Origin of the sequence: Collinsella sp. AM43-1 (assembly GCF_003467925.1) — a bacterium.
Taxonomy (GTDB): Bacteria; Actinomycetota; Coriobacteriia; order Coriobacteriales; family Coriobacteriaceae; genus Collinsella.
The window spans coordinates 35425-55999 of sequence record NZ_QSFR01000014.1 but is presented as its reverse complement, the minus strand read 5'-3'; the positions used below and the strand labels follow the sequence as shown (position 1 = coordinate 55999).

Annotated in this window: 10 protein-coding genes; all 10 read left to right on the top strand. The window is 58.0% G+C overall.

From position 1 onward, the window contains the following. Positions 1-228: 228 nt before the first annotated feature. Positions 229-1275, top strand: coding sequence for a hypothetical protein (locus DW925_RS07625; protein WP_117629809.1), 1047 nt, complete (start codon positions 229-231; stop codon positions 1273-1275). Further along, a complete protein-coding gene (locus DW925_RS07620) occupies positions 1276-2115 on the top strand; it encodes a hypothetical protein (protein WP_117629810.1) in 840 nt (279 codons plus the stop codon). A 14-nt stretch (positions 2116-2129) separates the two neighbouring features. After that, a complete protein-coding gene (locus tag DW925_RS07615; RefSeq protein ID WP_117629811.1) occupies positions 2130-3074 on the top strand; it encodes a hypothetical protein in 945 nt (314 codons plus the stop codon). 40 nt (positions 3075-3114) lie between these two features. Beyond that, positions 3115-13821 (top strand): hypothetical protein, encoded by a 10707-nt coding sequence (locus tag DW925_RS07610; RefSeq protein WP_117629812.1) that lies wholly within the window; start codon positions 3115-3117, stop codon positions 13819-13821. 454 nt (positions 13822-14275) lie between these two features. After that, entirely contained in the window at positions 14276-14671 is a 396-nt protein-coding gene (locus DW925_RS07605; protein ID WP_117564058.1) for a helix-turn-helix domain-containing protein, read from the top strand. Positions 14672-14851: 180 nt separating this feature from the next. Continuing rightward, positions 14852-17734: a proton-conducting transporter membrane subunit gene (locus DW925_RS07600; RefSeq protein WP_117630033.1), complete on the top strand. Its 2883-nt coding sequence runs from the start codon at positions 14852-14854 to the stop codon at positions 17732-17734. A gap of 12 nt (positions 17735-17746) precedes the next feature. Then, complete coding sequence (locus DW925_RS07595) at positions 17747-18364, top strand: NADH-quinone oxidoreductase subunit B family protein (protein WP_117630032.1); 618 nt, start codon at positions 17747-17749, stop codon at positions 18362-18364. Further along, positions 18364-19083, top strand: a complete 720-nt coding sequence (locus DW925_RS07590) for an NADH-quinone oxidoreductase subunit C (protein ID WP_117790725.1) — start codon at positions 18364-18366, stop codon at positions 19081-19083. Before DW925_RS07595 ends, DW925_RS07590 begins: the two co-directional genes overlap by 1 nt. Before the next feature lie 5 nt (positions 19084-19088). Next, positions 19089-20177, top strand: coding sequence for a nickel-dependent hydrogenase large subunit (locus tag DW925_RS07585; RefSeq protein ID WP_117630031.1), 1089 nt, complete (start codon positions 19089-19091; stop codon positions 20175-20177). A gap of 7 nt (positions 20178-20184) precedes the next feature. Continuing rightward, entirely contained in the window at positions 20185-20526 is a 342-nt protein-coding gene (locus DW925_RS07580; RefSeq protein ID WP_117630030.1) for a 4Fe-4S dicluster domain-containing protein, read from the top strand. The last annotated feature ends 49 nt before the right edge of the window (positions 20527-20575 follow it).

Here is a 20575-nt window from a genome sequence, read left to right as displayed (position 1 = left end):
GATGAATATGGGAGGTGTTCGGATGAAGTTGCCAATCAAGGTTCGTAATCTTTAAGACATCATTAAGGCTTGCGCTGTGGAGCAAACCGCAGGTCAATGCTATTCTTTTACCTTATCGTATGGTGTTGTATTCTGCCTGAATTCTATGCCTACGAGCAACGGATTGATCGCGACCAAGCGGAAAGGACGGCACGCCCGCTAGCAGGGCAAACGCAAACGATGAGTGGCATGGACCGACATAGCGAGCTCCAGCAGCACAAGACGGCGGCCGAGTACCGCCAAGCTGCCGACGAGCATGTGCGGACCCTCAAGGATTTCTGGAAGGATTTCCTGGTGAGCGGTCTGTTTGTGCTGGCCGCCATCGTTGCCATCTTTGCATGCCTTGCCTGGTTTGCCGCGAACAATCGAGTGAGCGCCACGGGGAGTACGATCGGGGCGAAGGGCCCACGGTTTGTGCTCTCGGGAACGCAGGGCGGCACGGCAGGTAAGTACGACGCCCAGGACAACTACGCGTCGGACAGTACAAGCCTTGCCGTGAACAATCTTTTCAACCTCAATAACATGAGTGCCGATGGCAGTCTTTCTCCGGGGTCGGCGGGCCAGCTTCAGCTCAACGTCAAGCCGCTCTGCAACGACCTGCACGATATTACGGTGGAGATGACCTGGGAGATTTCTGTCCAGACGAGCGTTGCGGGCACGGACTCCGTTGTGGACGCATCGACAAACGAAGAGATCATCAACTCGCTTAAAGATTTGGTGCGCGGTCATATCCTGGTTTTCCAGGGCAAAGACACCTCTGGCTTTTACTCCAATCCGCTGGTTCCCACGACAACCACGGTGACCCAGGACGGAGCGAGCGTCACCGTCATTACGCAGAGCTTTACCATCCCGGCGCGGAGCTTTTGCGCTGAGGGCTCAAATAGCACGACCAAAACCGCAACCAAAACCCTCTACTGGATTTGGCCGGAGCAGTTCAAGAGCTATGTTCGCACGGGCAACGCCGGCTACGGTGGCAACCTTTTCGCTAACACAGGCGACGAGGGGGGATACACAACCCTCGTCGGCGACATCAACAATAACCACGCGCGCTATTTCCGCGCCGATAGCACGAGCGTGCCAGGTCAGGCGCCTAGCGCGGTTCCGCCTGTCGGAGCCGGCATGTCCTCTGCGGATGTGGAAACCTGCGCCAGCTACTACAACAACGCCGACGAGATTATCGGCAAGAACGTCAAGTACATTCGCGTGCGCTTCACCGCCAAGGAGGCGGATAAATAAATGGACGAGCAGCTTAATGCCCGCGAGCAGGGCGATATCAAACACAACGAAGGAGCGGCAAACCCCGGCGGCAACGGGTTCGGCTCGCACGGCGAAGCGCGTCCGGCTGGCCGCATCGAGCGCATCAAGGCTTGGGTGAGCGACCACCGTCGCGAATCCCTGGCCATCGTGGGTCTGGTGGCCGTGCTTCTCGTGTTGCTGGGATTGACGCTCGGATGGTTCGTCGATGCCAATCGCGGCTCCACCGTTGGCAAGATCAAGGAGCCGGCGGAGCTCAAAGTGCTGGGCCCCAACGCTACGGCAACAGAGCAGGTCGACCTGAGCTACAACCCCGAATACGGCGATACCAAGACCGGCAACACGGTGACGCTCAAGCGTGCGTTTTGCGTGCAGACGGGCGGTGACGGTTTTGAGCTGCAACTCGCGAATACGACCAACATTACGGGTCTCACTATTGAGCTGTACAGAGCCGAGAACACGTCTGCGCTCCAGACGCCCGACGTGAGCGGTACCGCAGACGGCAAATCTTATAGCTGGAAAGCAACCGGAGAGAACCTGCTGACGAGCTTCGAATATATCAACAAGGAGAACGACGGTCTGGCAGCCGTGCCGGGCGAGGGCGCAAGCGACCCTACATTCAAGGACTATCAAAACGTCCAGCGCAACGCGCGCCCGCTCTACCGATACAAGAAATTCGGCAAAGGCGACCTCAACGCTAAGACACTCGACAACTCGACTGGCAATGACACGCTTAACTTTATCATCAAGCTTTCGTGGGACGAGAGCGCCAAAGAGACCGACGTGATTTACCTGATCGCGCGCAACACGAGCGGCAAGTAGGAGAGGGGGCGCACATGGAGAAGCAAGAGAAACAGCAGGATGCCGAGCGCGAGCAGCTGGCAAAAAGCAAGAGCCTAGTCAAGAACAAGCTGGTTGTGGCGGCAATCGCACTTATTTGCGCCGTGGCGCTCGTGACGGGTGGCTACTTTACCTATTCCGCCTACACCGCCAACGGATTTCTAAAGTCCGTCGCCGCAACGGGCACTGCGCAGAGCCTATTTGCAAGCGATTTGCTCACGGGCTATATGAGTGCGCCTAGCCCCGACGAGCTCGCCCGTGCCCAGCGCTCCGTTACGGTGTATCCCAACAACGGGCAGTGCAACTTTACCTTTAGCATCTACAACTACTTGCTGGGCAACAGCAACTTCTGCAACGACAAAAATGTGACATACACCTTGACGGTCGAGGGGCACGGGCTCGATGGCGCCACGTGGAGCTATGCGCCCCAGCCCGGTAGCAGCGTCACGCTTCCGGAGAATCAACCTACCAAGAACGACTACACCGTGACGTTCCCTGAGGACAAGCTGGGACATGCCTACTTTGTGATTAAGGCCACGGTCGTATCGGAGAAGAGTCCCGGCACCGAGCTTACCTGCCTGGCGGCGAAAGTCGTGCCGTCAAAGAGGGCCGAGGTCAAGACCGCGGCGGTCGAGGGCGCGCTGGTCGATGAGGCTGGTAAGTTTACTGATTACGCTGCGTATAACTACCGCGTGACGGTCACGGGAGCACCGGCGAACGTCACGCTCACGTGGGGGGAGAACGTGGAGATCGACCCGTTCTTCGCGACCAACCATAGCGCGACGGTGGATGCTACAGCTCGCACGGCTACGTTCACCATGGAGCCGGGTTCGATGGTCGTCAACTTCTACCGAGCGGACGGCAAAACGCCTGGTGGCTGGGATGACCTGGGCATTAGCGCGAGCGGAACCACCCAAGCGGGTACGACGGAGACTCAATAACTCTGGCAGCAGAGTTTTTAGGATAAGAGGTACGGAATCGATGAGAACGGCAAAGCGCATACTCGCAGAGTTCATGACGGTGGTCATGGTGCTCCAGGCATGCTCGCCCACGGTGGCCGCTGTGGCGGCCGGCTGGCAGAACATCTCGAGCGAGATTGCCGCCGCGTCTGCGGAGGCATCGGACGCTGCCGAGAGCGGTGAGACCAACGGCGATGCCGCGACCGGGCCTGGGTCGAGTGATACTGGTGCCGCGGGTGACAGTGCCCAGGATGGCGCTGCGAATGGCGACGCCGCAACGGGCGATACCGTCGATAGTGCCACGGGTTCCGATTCCACGGGCGATCAGGCGGAAGGCGACGATGCGGCAGGGGATGCCGCCGCTGGCGATGCCGAGCAAGATGCCGATGCCGCGGTTTCGGAAGACGCTGAGGCCCAGGCCGATGCTTCGATTACAAATCTTGATGAGCTTGTCGACCTGCTCAAGGCGAACGGCGCGGAAAGCATCGTGTGCAAAGACGACAGGAGCGGAATCCAAAGCCTCAATGTCACGTTGTCGAAAGCGTTCGCCGTCCTGTCTAACGCCGACGCTTCGCTTTACTATGATGCGCAGATCAAGGTTATCATCACGGGCGATGCGAAGCTCACTGAGTCGGCTGATAACGGCATGTCTTTCCAGGGCCTTGGCAGCGATGAGCGTCCGTTCGAAGGCAGGATCTATAGGTCGCTGGACGATGATAGTCCCGTCGAGCTTACGACTGATCGGACGGTCTTTAATAACCTCAAGCTGTCTGGCCAAAAAAATAGGGTCAGGATAAAGTGGGTGGGCGCGACTAGCTATAGCGCGCCGATGGTCGCTTCGAAGGTCAGCGGTGCGGAAAACAGCGAAGAGAGCAAGGCGCTCATCGCGTCGGTTGACATCGCGGATCCCGTGAACGCTGATGTGAAGGACACGACTTCCGCCTTGACGGCACCTCTCCTGGGTACGACGACGGGCAACCTTACCGCGAACGTTACCTATAGCCTCACCCCCACCTGTTCCCGAAAGAATCTCAACGCGAATGCGACGGGCAACATTGGCTTGATTGCCAACACGGTCGAGAGCGGGACCTTGACGGTTGAGTCCGTCACGTTCCCCAACGATCTGGCCTCAGACGGAACCGTCAAAACGAGCTCTGGCAACGCTGGCCTGCTCGTAGGCGAAGTCAAGGACGGTGCGACCCTGAGTATCGGCGCCCTGACCAACGTTCCCACCACCACCGTCCAGTCCACAAACGGCTCCGCCGGCGGTGTCGTAGGCCTCGTTGGCTCGAGCGCAGGTGCCATGGTCAACGTCACGGAAGCTCTCGACCTACGCGCGCTCACCGTCAAGGGCACCACCGCCAGCGGCGGTTTTATTGGCAAAGCGACCGTGCTCACGCTGGGCGCGGATAATAAGCAGATTAGGTGTCCTCTAAATATTGGCGATGAGAACAGCGCTTGTTCTGGTGGCGTTATCGGCGACGTGAGCTTTGCGCAGGGATTTATCGTTAAGCCCAATATGTTCGACCTGGGCAACCTTGTGACACTTGGTGCGTCGCAGCGCGCCGGCGCTCTTTTTGGCATGGCCGATATCTCTAATGGAGACATCGTGGTGCAAGGCGGGGCGTATAAGAGCAAACTCGCCTTACCAGAAGATGTTAGTGTCAACGGCAGCTACGGCGGCCTTGTCGGCAAGGTGTTCGCGACGAAAACGGACGACAAAGGCGCTTTGCGTGCCTTTGTGGTCCAAAAGGATGCGGATAAGAAAACGTGCTCAATTGAGTTTGAACTTGCGGGCAAGCTGTCCGATACGGGCGGTGTTGTTGGCTATGTTGGCGATAACGCGGATTCCAATTCGCAGCCTGTCAATTCGCAGCCTGTCGCCGCTGTGCTCGACGGCGTGACGGTTACGTGCAAGGGAGTTGCTTCGGCACGAACGGACGCCGGAAAGTTCGGTGGCGCCGTGGGTGTTATCGACACGCGCAGCGTGCTCGACGTGCGCGATTTTACGCTTACAAGCGATAATGCCATTGGCGGTGCAGCAAACAATCGCGCGGCTGGTATTGCGGGCTCCGCACGGAATGCCGTAATCAAGTTCAGCGGCATCACAAACCTGTCGGGCGCAAGCTTTGCCGAGAACGCCACGACGGGTCAGCTTGTCTACGAGAACAACAACGCACTGATTTTCGCTGCCGGCGATGGCTCTAACGGTAACGTAACCGATGAAGGCGCTACGGGTTGGACCTATAGGCGCAGCAACAAGGCCTCGAAGACGGATGATATCGCGACCTATGGCGAAGTTATTCGCTTGGGCGATAAATTTATTACGCTTGACCCCAGCACTCACAAGCTGACCTTGCCGGCATCGTTGGCGCTGACTAACGGTGCCTACACCCTAACCTCTGTTGAGGATTTCGCCAAACTTGTAATCACCTGGCAAACCAACGGCTACTACTCCATGGTCGAGGGCGTTTCTGAAAACAACCCGAACATCTTGCAGTCCTCGACCATTACGGTGAACGGCACTATTGATCTCAAGGGCACGGGCCTGACGGGTTTCACGCAGGATCGTGCAGACGGCTCGCAAGTTTTCTCGGGGACGTTGAACGGCGGCGGCACAAATGGCAACGGCACAATCAACCTTGCCGTCGGCGAGCCGTACGGCAAGCGTGGTGAAGCTGTGCTTGACGGCAATGACACGAGCAACGGCAACGGCAAAATCTACCGCCACGGCCGCTTAGGCTTGTTCGCGGCCGTCAACGGCGCAACCATCTCCAACGTCACAATCGCTGGCTCCATGAAGTTCGATAACGGTTCGGCTATCGATGCCGGGTCGCTGGCGGGTGCCATCGTCGGCAACCTGTCATTGTCTAGCGTAACGTGCAAAACGAATAACGCGTGCGATGATACGTTTGCCAATGACGTGAACATTGGTGGTATTGCGGGCAGCGTGTCGGCGGCTGCCACGGTTACGTTTAAGGGTAACAGCAAGGCGCAAACGACTATCACTGCAGCCGGATCGCTTAACGGCAATAGCCGTATTGGCGGTGCCATCGGCTATGTGAGCGATTGCGCTTCGACATTCAATGTTACGGGCCTCGAAGTCGGCGGCGAAATCAAAACCGGCGATTGCGCCGGCGGCAAGATTGCCCAAGTCGGTGGTCTTATCGGCTGCATCGCACAGAGTACCTACAATGCAGGGACAATAGCCAACTCAGCTGATAAGTACGTGAACATTTCGGGCCTTTCGTTCAATTCATTCAAGATGAACGTCGGTAGGAACGGTGATGCGCTCAACGGTGCCGGTGGCCTTTTGGGCTACAGCTGGGGCAACGCCATCGTCACCATTGGCGATGCTGCTGCAAACACCAGCGGCAGCACCTACGCCCTCAAAACGACCAACAACACGACTGTGGCTGCAAGCGACTCTACCGAGGTCGGCGGCCTCGTATACGCAGCCAGCGGTCACTGGATTATCAACAACTACGCCATCGATCTCTCGGGCACAAAGATTAATGCAGGCGCCGCTCAGACGCTCGGCGTTCTAGTTTGCCGCGGCTGCAAGGTGGATGATAAGACGACATATGGCGTCGAGAGCTACCTAGGCCTGTACTTGGAGGACAGGGCTTATTGGGATACCGCCTATAGGGTGCCCAGCGGCGAGGGGGCCATCGTTGCACCGGGCGTAACGTCCTTCGATGAATGGGTTGGCAGCGGTGTAAAACCAAACAACGGCAGCAAGCTCATGGACGCCGACTGGAACACGGTCGTTTCGCTACACACACAGAAAAACAAGCTGGACATGGACGGCGATTCCACAAAAGACAACAGCTACCATAATCGCTCGTCTTTCGGTCGAAGCCAGAATACGAACGGCAATACCCGCTACTTCTACAACCTCGACATAGCCTCTAAGAATTGTGAAGGCGGCTTTAGTGGCAGTCAAATCGATACAGCGGAAAAGCTGCTCTTATGGTCTGCTTACCGTTATGCTCCCGAAGGTATTCGTTCGACAATCGTTCCCAATGGCACGACAGGGCTCGATGATTCCATAACCATAACGGGTACAATCGATTTGGCCGGCTACAGCTATTATCCCACTCAGCCGAGCGGAGAGGTGACGGTTGAGAATGCGACCATTACCTTCTGTTACTCCAAGATCAAGGCCGAGCAGAATGGCAACAAGCTAAATTCCGATGCTACCCAGCACGAGAACATGCACTGCGGTCTTTTTCGAACGGTGGCAAACGGCGATCTCACAGTAAAAAACGTCACTTTGCGTGGTACTGTTGGGCCCGTTATTAATGACGGAAAGAGCTCTGAAGACACTGATGGAGCAAGCGGAAGCTCTTCGGGCGCGCTCGTGTGCCGCTACGTGTATGGGTCCAGCGACGGCAATGGCACCAAGATTAGAAAGATCTCAATTGATGGTCTTACGCTCAACAATCTGATTGTCGACGGCGCCAACAGCGCCACGGATGCTAACGCCTATATGCCTCTGCTCATCAACGAGATGCAGAAGTACGTGAGCCTGAACGCGAAGAATATCAAGACTACTGGGTACACGAGTGACACCAAGGCGGCTACGTCGCTGTTCGGAAAGCTTGGTGTAGGCAGTGAGGCCGATCAGGTGACGGCAAAGTTTGAGCAAATCAGCTTGCCCAGCCAAAAGAACAAAACGATCTTCACCCATGCGAGCCTGCTGGAGAGTTTTGGCTACGGAAGCACGAGCACGGGCTCTGCGGACTACACCTTTACTAAGGCCGATGCCGATGCCGATGCAGGCAAGGTGACATACGGATCTGAGATTGATGGGAGTACGGAGTACCCGGGCAAGCAGCTTTGGTATTACGACGAAGCGACGTATGGTGCCGTGAGCGGCTATGTGACGGTTGATGGTAAGAAGGACGGTGACGTCAGGCCTTGGTTTGGTGGCTATCTTCCTTATGTTTATAAGGGAAAGGCCACCGAGAGCGGCGTCCAATATCATGAAATTAAAGTCAACCAGCGCATTCCAAAGCTGGTAGAGGGATGCGGCACATATGGCGATCCGTATGCCGTTAAGGACGCGACTGAGATGAACGCCATCGCCAACTACATCAACAACCAAACTGCGCTCGACGGTTGGGAGGTCACCATTGCCGTCAACCAGAGTACGCTCTGTACTCGCCGCAGCGACAATAAAACCGACAATGAGGTTACGTACGTCTATAAGCAGGCGAAAGACACTGGGAAGAAGTGGGAAAAGAAGACCGGCGACACCACTGATCCTTCGGCCACACTTTCCGACGAGATGATGCACCGCTATATCCAAAGCGCGTACTACAGTATTGAACCTACCGGGGGTAATACGATCACCCTCGACGGCGCATCGTTTGGCGGTTTTGGCAACAAAGCCAACCCGTTCCGTGGCGTCATCGTTGGCAACCCTAAAGGTGATAAAAAGGCAACCATCAAGATAGAGAATAACGAGGGTTCGCTTCGCGGCCTTATTCCCTATAGTTACGGCAGCGTGGTGCGCGATCTGAATATTCGCTATGTGAACGCGTCGGCGACTATTACTTATTCTGCCAAGGATGCCGACGGTGTTCCGACGCCGTTCTTCGGTGGCGTTATCGGCTGCATCCTTGGCGGCGATAACATTATCGACGGTGTGGCCGTGAATGGGACAACGCCCGATAACTCCACAACCGGCTTTACGGTTGCTGGTGGCGGAACTAAGCCACATCTTGTTCCCATCGGCGGTTACGTTGGTGCCATTGCGGGCGGCGGTGTGATCTTCCGCAATATGTCAGGGACGTCTTGGCGCGCTGGAACCAGCGACAAGTCTCAGGGTCTTGGAACGGGCAACTTCCGGCAGTACGACAATCCCTACGTTGGTCGTGTGATTGATGGCTATGCCTTTAGCGAGGGCTGCAAAGTCGAAAACGGTAACGCTAACTACAAGATCAACGAGCTCACAAACAAGGGAGCTGCCTGCGTCACTACCACGGGCACCGACAACAAGTATATCGGCACTGATGCCGAGGCACCCGTGACCACGGTGGAAAACGCCCAGGGCCTTTTGGTGCTCTCGGCCATCATTAGCTCGGGTGCGGGTGCTGGAGCGGCACATACTGACTACGCTAATTATGGCGTGTTCCGCGGCTCCAAGGCGTACTGGGGCAGCGATAAGCAGGACCCGGCGATAAACGGCTACCTGTTTGGCAACAAGGAATATGGTAAGGTGCGAAATGCCAGCTACGACTGCGTGGGCAAGCCTGCGAGCGCTTCCGGCGATTTCGAAACCGCCAAAAACGATGACCAGAAGGCCCCGGGCAAACAGGGGTGGCACGGCCCGCTCAACCATGATGACGATGTAAATTCGCCCTACCTGGTGGCGTCCTACGCTGCCGACTACCAAACGGGCTACGTGTGCGCGTCGAAATCGATCGGCATGAGCCTGGAGTTCAAGGAAAATGCCACCTATGATATGACTGGCTACGGCACGGGATACGTGGGTCTCAGCGGCCGTTACTATTCCAATGCTTGCAGCTCGAACGAGGCGTCCACCGATCGCGACCGCATCACGCCGCACGTGGCAACGATCGACGGCAACGGGGCCACCATCACGGTGGGCACCAAAGATGCCACTTACGGCGTCGTCGAATATGCCGATGACGACTATAAGGTCTCGGGCGTGGGCGGCCTATTCAGCACCGTGATGTTCACCTCAACCAATGTGGGGCAGAGCGTCACCGCGAATGACGGCGCTCAGGTCAAAGACCTCACCTTTAGTAACTGCAACGTATCGCTCACGTACAAAGACGCCAACGGTAGCATTGCCTCGGGACCGGCATCGAACGACCTCATCGGCACCGGCCTTTTGGCGGGCGCAACGGCCAACTACGACGGCAACACGCGTGGCGTCTACCGCAACGTACAGATGAAGAACTGCACCGTGTTGGGCGCAAAGAGCGTAGGAGGGCTTCTTGGCAGCTCGGGCCGTACCAGCCGAAGGACGGATAACGACGTGACCTATATGGTCAATTTCGGCTCCGGCACGCAGGCGCCCGCGAATCTCTGTGACTGCTCATACACTGGCCTTAGCGTCACGGGCGAGAAGTACGTTGGCGGCTATGTGGGTGCGATCGCCTCGCCGTGCGGCGTGTGGACAACCGCGGCCACAGGGGTATACGAGAAGACTATTGGCAAAAACTCGACCATAACCGCCACGGGTACAACACCCTACGTGGGCGGCGTGTTCGGTTATACCTCCAGTAACGTATCGGTGAACACCAAAATTGGCATCACGGAAGCCGTCGCATCGAGCACGGCAGTCATCTCTGGGGTAAATGTACTCGCCACCGGGTCGAACACCGATAAGTACATGGGCGCCGGCGGTGTGGTCGGAAGCGCCTATAGAGGCGTTATTTCTATAAGCAACGTGCGCATTGATGCCGGAGGCGATGCCAAGAGCGCCATCATCGGCGATGCCACCGGAACGAACAATAGCATCCGTAATGCGGGCGGCTTGATTGGCGAGGTCACGAGCAGTGGCAGCCCCAACACGTACTGGTTTGAGGACTGTAGCGTCGAGAATATCAACATTGCCGGCACCGACCAATGCTCGGGCGGACTTATCGGCTACTACTTCAGCAATGTGAACATAGCCTGCAACAATATCGCGATTGAGAGCGCCACGATCAAGGGCAGGTGGAGCGGCGGTCTACTTGGCGCGATTAACAGCGGTGCCGACGTCATCAACGTCACCAACACAAAGGTATCTAACACAACGTTTGGCGGAACCTCCAACGGCGGCATTGCGGGCGACGGACGCGGCCAGTTCCATCTGGTAAACGTGCTCATGGACAGCAATACCTACAAATTGGGCTCTAAGCAGGGCGTGCTCTTAGGCGAGGTTGACACAAACGGCTATAGCCTCTCCGCAGCGGGCGTGAACGTAAAGCTCGGCAACGGCAAGACCACGCGTGATCTGCCGCCGATGGTTTACACGACCAATGCGGCCGCCGTAAACATGAAGTCGTATATCGCGTTTGGTGACTATAACGACACACTGGAAGCACCTGACAAGGGGATCACGCTCTACGGCGCGGACAATACCGCCACCACGGCAGCGAGCCCGTATGTGACCACGAGCCCCGTAAGCACGCTGGCGGCGCGTGCCTCCGACAACGACACCACCGATCGCTACCTGTTTGGCGACGGCGCCACCATCGACACCGCGGCGACCGTCCAGAGCGAGGCAGGCACCGGTGTTGCCGATCGCTACACCTACACGAATATCGGCGGCATTAATGACAACGGCGCCTATCAAAATAAGTCGAGCTACGATGCCTCATCCGTGGCCAGTAAGTTCAATTCGAATAATGATACAAGCAGCAACCAAGCCACAGCGGATTTCCCCGTTTTGGTGATCTCGGGTACCGATAATACGACGGTCAAGAGCTATCTAAACATCATCACGAACGGCGGCTTCTCCGACGCTTGCAGATTGAATAACGAGAATGGCACCAATCCGCACGTGACGGCCAAGGCGGAGGTGTTCCAACTCAAGAACGGTGTATTCGTTAAGGACGATGACGCGTCGAACAATCCCACGCTTCGCGTAGTGAACAATGGCAAGAACAATATGTCGTTTAGCCCAAGCTCCGATTGGGACAACGGCAAAGGTCGCTTTACGCTCCTGACCGTTACCTTTACCGAGGCGGGTCAGAGCTACAACGTTCAGGTGCCGATCATCGTTAAGCGCAAGCTCGAGATCGATTTCACTGCAACGTATGATTACGGCACTCAATTTAAAGAAAAAGACTACGCTAACCTTGGAAAAGATGCACACGTGCTTACGAGCTTTGGCGAGCCGATGACGGGTCTGCTTACCTGGACATACAATTCTGCCAATGGGAAGGAAGTCGACTTTGGCTGGGACAGCTATATGGCTGCTGGCGGCTCGATGAAGGGGCTCGGCAAGAGTATCCTCTTCAATGGTGCCGACGGAAGGTTGCCCCAGGGCACCCAGCTTACGCTCATCGATGCGAACGTTGATGGCAAGGCCGGTGGCAGAGAGTATCACTATACGGTGGGCGAAGGCGGAGCAACGAGCGTTTCGCTGAGCGGAAACGACGGCTTTAGGGATCCTGCGCGCAATCCATATCAGGAGCGATGGCTGAGCGAGATTTTGGATGTGTCGGCCACGCAGGATGGCGCCGGCACATGGACTAAGTGTGATAAGGAGGCTGAGGCGACCGCTAAGGCGAAACTCGATGGCAAGTGGACGCTGTTTAAGGTTGCGGGTGCTGACGTTCCCAGCAACAGTCGCTATACGCTAAAGGTACCTAAGGAGAAGGATACCGGCAGGGAGAAGCGTGCATCGGAGAGCGTCTACCTAGTTGTCAACGTGCCCAAGTCGGGCGACGGCGTGACGCAAGCTAGTATCAACGGTTTTACGGCTTCGTCTATTGACTCGAATTCTTCGGGTGGCCGCATATCTTGGAATCTGCATCATGTTTTACGCACTGATGGCAGCGACGATATTCAAAACAGTACGGCATCGACATACAGCATCTTGTCCAATTATGAGCAGAATGTAGTCGACAAAAAAGATGGGGCGTGCATTCCGGTTTCGAAGTCGGAGGACGGTGCCGCCTACGTTCTTTCTCTCGATGTCATGGATACGGTTGCGTTTAGCCCGAGCCAATACTATACAGAGAGCGACCATCTGTTCTATCAGCTCGATACATCGCTGTGTCGCTATGGCGCCAACAACAACCTAATGGGAGTAAGCAGTTTCCCGAGCGGAACCTCGGCAATTGCGAAGTTCTATGTTGCCGTCGGCGATCAGAACTACATGTGGAATGGCAGCGATTGGAAGAAGTGTGACGCTTCGACGCCTGCGTTTACACAGATTGTGACGGATACGGGTGATGACTCACTGAGGCTCACGCTCGACCATGATCTTGCCGGAATCCGCAAGCGTGCAACGGGCGGATCCTTTACCGTGCGTACGGCAGTGGAAGAGATTCGTCTTACGCCGGACGGCTGCAACAAGGTCATCTCCCTGTCCAAGCAGTCTGGCGAGGACGCCTGTACCAAGATGTCCTATACCGCCAACCTTTCGACGCGCGATTCTGGTCTTGCCACCTCGAGCCTGGCGATGACGAAGCGCGGTAACGTTGGATACTATCGCATGGACACGGGTGATACGACCATTACGCTATCGGCGCCTGAGAAGTCGCAGCTTGGCATTAACGTGGACGACCTGCGTCCGATCGCGAATGGCACGATTGGTCTGGGTGCCACGTATGAACTGGGTGGACTCAGCAACGCCGCCGAGGCAATTGCGAACGCAGACTCTGTTGTGTACACGCTCGAGCTGCAGCGCCGCGGAACCGACGGCACGTATGAGAGTGTAACGGATGATATCTCCAACTACGTAACAGTGACGGAGAGTAAGCTTGCCGCGGTCGCTCCCTCCGGTAGCACGATCACCTTCACTGACTCGAAGGAGAATGGCAAGTTCAAAACGCAGAACGGTGACACTACGTTTAGCCTGCCCTTTACCGTTAAGGTCAACACGCAGGTTGAACAGCGTGAGCAGTTCTACGCGAACTATCGCTTGGTGATGACAGCGAGCCTGGTTAAGGGTGACGTGGCGAGCGCAACGCCTCAATCGCCCGACTATGTGACCTATACGCTCACGAGGGTGAACCTCAACGGCATCGACCACTAGTTCCGAAGCCAACTGGCTTCGCAAAGGGGGCGGCAACCACCCGGTTGCCGCCCCTTTTCTTGTTCTCCTGGCCTGCTGCTGCCCCAGCTTCCCACCTAGCTTTCCAGCTTTCCACCTTAGGTGGTAAGTTAAGTGGAAAGCTGGAAAGCTAGGTGGAAAGCTGGAAAGTAAGTGGAAAGTTGACATGTAGGTGCGGGCTGAAGAGGGGTTAATAATTACACAAACCATACCAGCCAAACAAAAAGATACCAATCTGGTTGGTAAAACACCGTCAATGAGCCGCGAGCTAACTAGCTGCGTAAATAAAACCTAAAGAACTGTTGCAAATTAATGGCAAATGCCCAGATGCCGCCGTGCGATTTTCAATTAACTGTTACGCGCAAACAGCAAAATGCTACTATCTAACATGCACGTAAGAAAGCAGATTAACGGTTAAGGCTAAGAAGTGGCAGGTATGTCGGAAGCAACAAGGACTCGCACGCATGCGCCCGAGGTTAGGCAGCGCGCCGTCGAGGTCCTCCAAGAGGGGGTCGGTCATCGCGCCCTCGCCGCGGAGCTCGGCATTCCCCAGGCCACGGCTCGTCAGTGGGCCCGCGCATATGCCGTGGGCGGTGCCGACGCCGTTCTCAACGCCGGTTCGCATCATCACACCTATTCGTACGAAGTTAAGCTCGCCGTGGTCAAGGACCGCTTGGAAAACGGCTTAACGGTTCGCGAGGCCATGATCAAGCACAAGATTCCTAGCGAGTCTTCGGTCAAGGCTTGGTGCCGTCAGTACCGCGAGAGCGGTGAGTCCGCACTGGTCGATAAGCCGCGCGGTCGCAAGCCGCGCGTTAAAAAGGCGGAATAGCAAACGGGATGGTGCACCCACAGGGGCGCATTTTTCTTGCCGCCCCTCTGCTCCAATGCGGGCGTGCCCTTACCCCGTACGCCTAAAACTCCCCAGTTGACCGAAAACCCGCCGCCGCTACTCCTCAATTGAGCTATAACGTTAAACAATTGCAGCGTTTTAGCATGGGGGAGTGATGGTATGACGCTACTGTATTTCCTTACCCTGTTTCCGCTGGTACTGGCGCTGGGCATGCTGCTCGCGCGCGGTGACCGCGCCCGCGATGCGGCGGGGCTCATAGGCTCCGGCATTATTATGGCGGTGACAGTTGTAGTCGCCGTCATGTTTTTTGGCACGGGTCCGCAGAGCTTTGAGGTTGCCCCCGGCACCTCGCATGTGCTCTCGATCATCAGTTCCGTTATCGACGTCATCCTGTGCGCTGTCATCCTGTACAACGCGTACAAATATAGGAACGCGCTCACCACGGTGCTCGGCATAGTCCAGCTGGTGGGCTCGCTCGCCTTTGCAGCCATGACGCTGCCCGCGGCCGAAGCCGTCACGGCAACGCCACTCTACCTGGACTACATGAGCGTGATCATGGTCCTCGCCGTCGGCATCGTTGGCAGTCTAATCTGCTTGTATGCCCTGGGCTACATGAAGGACTTCCAGGCCCATGACGAGCACGAGGCCGCGCTGCGCGGGCAGACCGCGCCCGACCGTCGCCCGCAGTTCCTGGCGCTCATGTTCCTGTTCCTCTCGGCCATGTTCGTCATCGTGACGAGCGACAACCTTGAGTGGCTGTTCTGCGGCTGGGAAATCACCACCGTGTGTTCGTTCCTTATGATTGGCTACACGCGTACGCCCGAGGCCATCAAGAACGCCTTTACCCAAATCATCCTCAACATGCTGGGCGGCATCGCGTTTTTGGCCGGACTTATGTATCTGCACGTTAACGGCATGCCGCTGACCATCTCGGGCATGATCGAGCTTTCCGGCACCGGAACCGCGCAGTCCGCGCTGCTGGTGATGCCGGTCATCCTGTTGTCGCTCGCCGCGCTCACCAAGGCCGCACAGATGCCGTTCCACACTTGGCTGTTGGGTGCCATGGTTGCACCCACTCCCACGAGCGCCCTGCTGCACTCGTCAACCATGGTCAAAGCCGGCGTGTTCCTGATGGTCAAGCTGAGCCCACTCTATGCCATCTACCCCGTGACCGGCTTTATGGTCACGAGTGTGGGTGCCATCACGTTTTTGCTCGCTGCACTCATGGCCATCTCGCAGAGCAACGCCAAACGCGTGCTCGCGTACTCCACCATTTCCAACTTGGGCCTCATCAGTGCCTGCTTGGGTGTCGGCGCGCCCGAGGCCGTATGGGCGGCCATCTTCCTGATCTTGTTCCACACGGTGGCCAAGTCGCTGCTGTTCCTGTGCGTGGGCACGGCCGAGCATCATATCGGCAGCCGCAATATCGAGGACATGGACGGCATGTTCAGCCGCATGCCGCACCTGACGCGTCTGATGATGCTGGGCATTATGGGCATGTTTGTGGCGCCGTTTGGCATGCTCGTGTCCAAGTGGGGCGCCCTGGTGGCGTTTGCGCAGACCGGCAACGTGCTCATGATCATGGTGCTTGCCTTTGGCTCGGCCGCGACGTTTTACTTCTGGGGCAAGTGGCTTGCCAAGCTTTCGGGCGTCGACCCCACGGCTCAAAACGTTGAGGTCAATGTCCATAAGACCGAATGGATGGCCCTCAACACCATCGCCGCGCTGCTGATTCTGTGCTGCGTGGCGTTTCCGGTTATCTCGAGCGGTCTGGTGTCGCCTTACTTGGCCATGGTGTTTGGCCGCGTGCCGTACGTTATTGGCAAGGACGCCATGTATCTGATGGTGGTTATCGTGGCTTTTATCGCCGTGGTGCTGCTGACGTCATTCCGCGTGAGCAACAAACCGCACGTCAACGTGTACCTTTCGGGCGTGGGAACCGACAAATATCGCCATTTCCGCGGCTCGATGGGACACGAGGTGAAGGCCGAAAAGCGCAATTGGTACTCGGAGGACGCCCTTGGCGAGAAGCGTATTGGCCCCGCGGGTAGCGTCGTATGCTGCAGCATTATCTTGTTTGCGCTGCTGTGTTGCGCATGGATTGGGCCCGAGCGGCTTGCCATGAGCGCGCCCTCGGTGCTGCGCGGCAAGTATTTCGAAGGTTCGGGCGTCGTGGGCATCTTTATTGGCACCGTGGCGTTTGCCTTGCTGGCGCCGCTTGCGGGCGGCTTGATCGACGGCATCGACCGCAAACTTTCGGCTCGCATGCAGGGCCGCGTGGGCCCGCGCCTGCTGCAGCCCTTCTACGACGTTGCCAAGCTGCTGCGCAAGGCCCCTGCCAGCGTAAACACCATGGACGATACCTATATGGCGTGCGCGCTCATCTTTACCGTCGTGGGCGGCGGCATCTTTGTGTCGGGCTCCAACACGCTGCTGTGCGCTTTTATGGTTACGCTCGCCGCGATCTTTGTGGTGCTGGCGTCCGCCTCGACGCAAAGCCCGTTTGCCCAGGTCGGTGCCGACCGCGAGTTGCTGCAGGTCATGAGCTACGAGCCCGCCGTTCTGCTGATGAGCGTGGGCCTGTACCTTGCCACCGATAGCTTTGATTCCATCGCCGTGACCGGACAGTCGGCGCCCATCATCGTGTACAGCGCGCCCATTTTCTTGGCGCTGCTTGCGGTGCTCACCATCAAGCTACGCAAGTCGCCGTTCGACCTTTCGTACTCGCATCACGCGCATCAGGAGATTGTCCAGGGCGTCGCCACCGAGATGAGCGGCGGCACGCTGGCCAAGATGACCCTTATGCACTGGTGTGAGACCGTGCTGTTTTTGATGTGGGTGGGCATGTTCTTTGTTTGGGACAACCCGGTGAGCTGGGTCGTAGCCCTGGTCGTGATGGCCGCGACGTATTTTGTCGAGGTGCTGATCGACAACACCTTCGCACGCAGCACCTGGCGCAGCTGCTTTAAGCTCGGCTGGGGCGTGGCGCTGGTGTTTGGCCTGCTCAACCTTATGCCCATCCTCGTCGACGTGTTTATTTAGGAGGCGGCATCCATGGATCATAAAATGTCGCGCTCGCCGTGGGTTATTCATTACGACGGCTCGAGCTGCAACGGATGCGATATCGAGGTGCTGGCCTCGCTCACGCCGCTGTTCGATGCGGAGCGCTTTGGCGTGGTCAACACCGGCAACCCCAAGCATGCGGATATCTTTTTGGTGACGGGGTCGGTCAATGCCCAGAACCTGCCCGTCGTGCGTCAGATTTACAACCAGATGCTCGAGCCCAAGTGCGTGGTGGCCTGCGGTATCTGCGCATGCTCGGGCGGCGTATTCCGCGATGCCTACAACGTGATCGGCGGCGTGGACCGCGCGATTCCCGTGGACGTGTACGCGCCCGGGTGCGCCATTCGCCCCGAGACGGTGATCGATGCCATCGTGGAGGCGTGCGGCATCCTGGACCAGAAGGAGACCGTGTTGCGCGCCGGTGGCGATCCGCTCACCGTGGGCGGTGCCGCTACCTGGGACGGTGGCGTTGAGCTGGGCGAGGACGGGTTTGTGGCTGCGGGGGCCGGGACTGACGGTGCCGGTGACGCGCCTGCCGGGAAGCCTGCTGCGCCCGCCGCTGGCGACGCACCTGCTGAGACGCCCGCCGCTGCAAAGGAGGCCGAGTAATGCAAAAGGCTATCTATACCACCGTCGGGATCGACAAGCTCCTGTCGCATGTCCAGGCGCTCAAGGGCGTCGGCGCGCGCTTTGTGCAAATGCATGCCGAGCGCAACGTCGACGACGGCTCGTATCGCTTGGTCTATACGTTTATCAACGTCCGTGCTGCTCAGGAGCATATTGCGCAGGACGGCAGCTATGCGATCGAGAACCTGGTGGTCGAGGGCATCGACCAGTACCAGGAGATTCCGTCCATCAGCTCGTATTACCCCGCGGTGTTCCCGTTTGAAAATGAGGCCCACGACCTGTTTGGTCTTGCCATCACCGACATGCAGATCGACTTTAAGGGCTTTTTCTACCAGGTCTCGACTGCCGAACCCATGAGCGTCATCACGCCCGAGGTGAAGGCTGCGCGCGAGAAGGCCATGAAAGTCCGCGCGGCCGCCGAGGCCAAGGCGCGCAAGGCCGCGGCCGAGAAGGTCGCCGCGGCTGCGGCTGCTGCGGGGGAGGGTGCCGCGGGTGCCGGCGATGCTGCGGGCACTGCCGCTGCTCAGCCCGCTGCTGCTGCCGGCTCCGATGCCCAGCATGACGATGCCGCTGCGAAGGCCGCGCTCGAGGCCGCCGAGATGGAGGCAAAGCTCGCCGCCATGGATCCCGAGAAAGCGGCCAAGGTCCGTGCGGCGCTTGCCGCCAAGGCCGCCCGCGACAAGCAGAAAAAGGAGGCGTAAGGTCCATGGCTCATCGCTCCGTAATTCCGTTTGGCCCGCAGCACCCGGTGCTGCCCGAGCCGCTTCATCTGGACCTGGTGATCGAGGACGACCGCGTCATCGAGGCAATTCCGCAGATCGGCTTTGTGCACCGCGGACTCGAGAAGCTCACCGAAAAGCGCGACATGCACCAGTTTGGCTACATCGCCGAGCGCATCTGCGGCATTTGCGCCGTGGGCCACAGCTACGGCTATGCCAGCGCCTGCGAGCGCATGCTCGACATCGAGGTGCCCGGCCGCGTGCAGTATATCCGCACTATTTTGCACGAGCTTTCGCGCATCCACTCGCACCTGCTGTGGCTGGGCCTGCTCGCCGATGCCTTTGGCTTCGAGGCGCTGTTCTATCGGTCGTGGACCCTGCGCGAGCAGATTCTCAAGATCTTCGAGAGCACGTGCGGTGGCCGCGTGATCCTTTCGATTAACGAGATCGGCGGCCTAAAGCACGACATTGAGGACTCCGAGCTGGCTGGCATTGTCCAGACGCTCGATGCCATGCGTCCCGACTACGAGGCCCTGGTGCATACGTTTTTGGACGACGTCAGCTGTGGCGAGCGCCTGCATGGCGTGGGCGTGATCAGCAAGAAGGACGCGCTGGATCTGTCGATGGTCGGCCCGTTTGGGCGCGCCTCGGGCGTGGACTACGACGTGCGCATGTTTAGCGACGGTGCCTATGCGGACCTGGCTGCGTTTGAGCCGGTTGTCGCCACCGATGGCGATTGCTATGCCCGCTGCCAGGTGCGCTGTGCCGAGGTCACGCAGGCCATGGACATCATTAAGGAGCTTGTGGGCAAGATTCCGCACGACGGGATCGGCGGGCGCACCAAGCTTACGCCGGCCGACGGCGCACGCGGCGAGGTTGTGATTGAGCAGCCGCGCGGCGAGGCGTATTACTATGTGCGCGGTAACGGCACCAAGAACCTGGACCGCTTCCGCGTGCGCACGCCGACGTCGCAGAACCTGGCGGGTCTGACACATGCGCTGCAGGGCGTGCTCCTTGCCAACGTGCCCATGATTATCCTGACCATCGACCCCTGCATTAGCTGCACGGAAAGGTAGGCGCGGCATGAGTTTGCTGACATTTGCCAAGACGGCCTTGGGCTCTATGGTCAAGCAGCCGGTAACGGTGTGCTATCCGCAGGAGAAGCTCGCGGCACCCGAGCGCTTGCGCGGGCATATCGTCAACGACATGGACGCGTGCATCTGCTGCGGCATGTGTGCGCGTCGCTGTCCGGCGGGCGCGCTCGCAGTCGATCGCAAGGGTGGAACGTGGTCGATCGACCCGTATGCCTGCGTGGTGTGCGGTGAGTGCATCGAGAGCTGCCCCAAGCACTGCCTGACTATGGACACCGCCCGCACCCCAGTCGCAGCGGACAAGACTCCCACGGTAGAAACCAAGCCGGAGTAGCGCAGGGGTAGAACTGGAATAGGGGCCGGCGGGGCAAAAATGCCCCGCC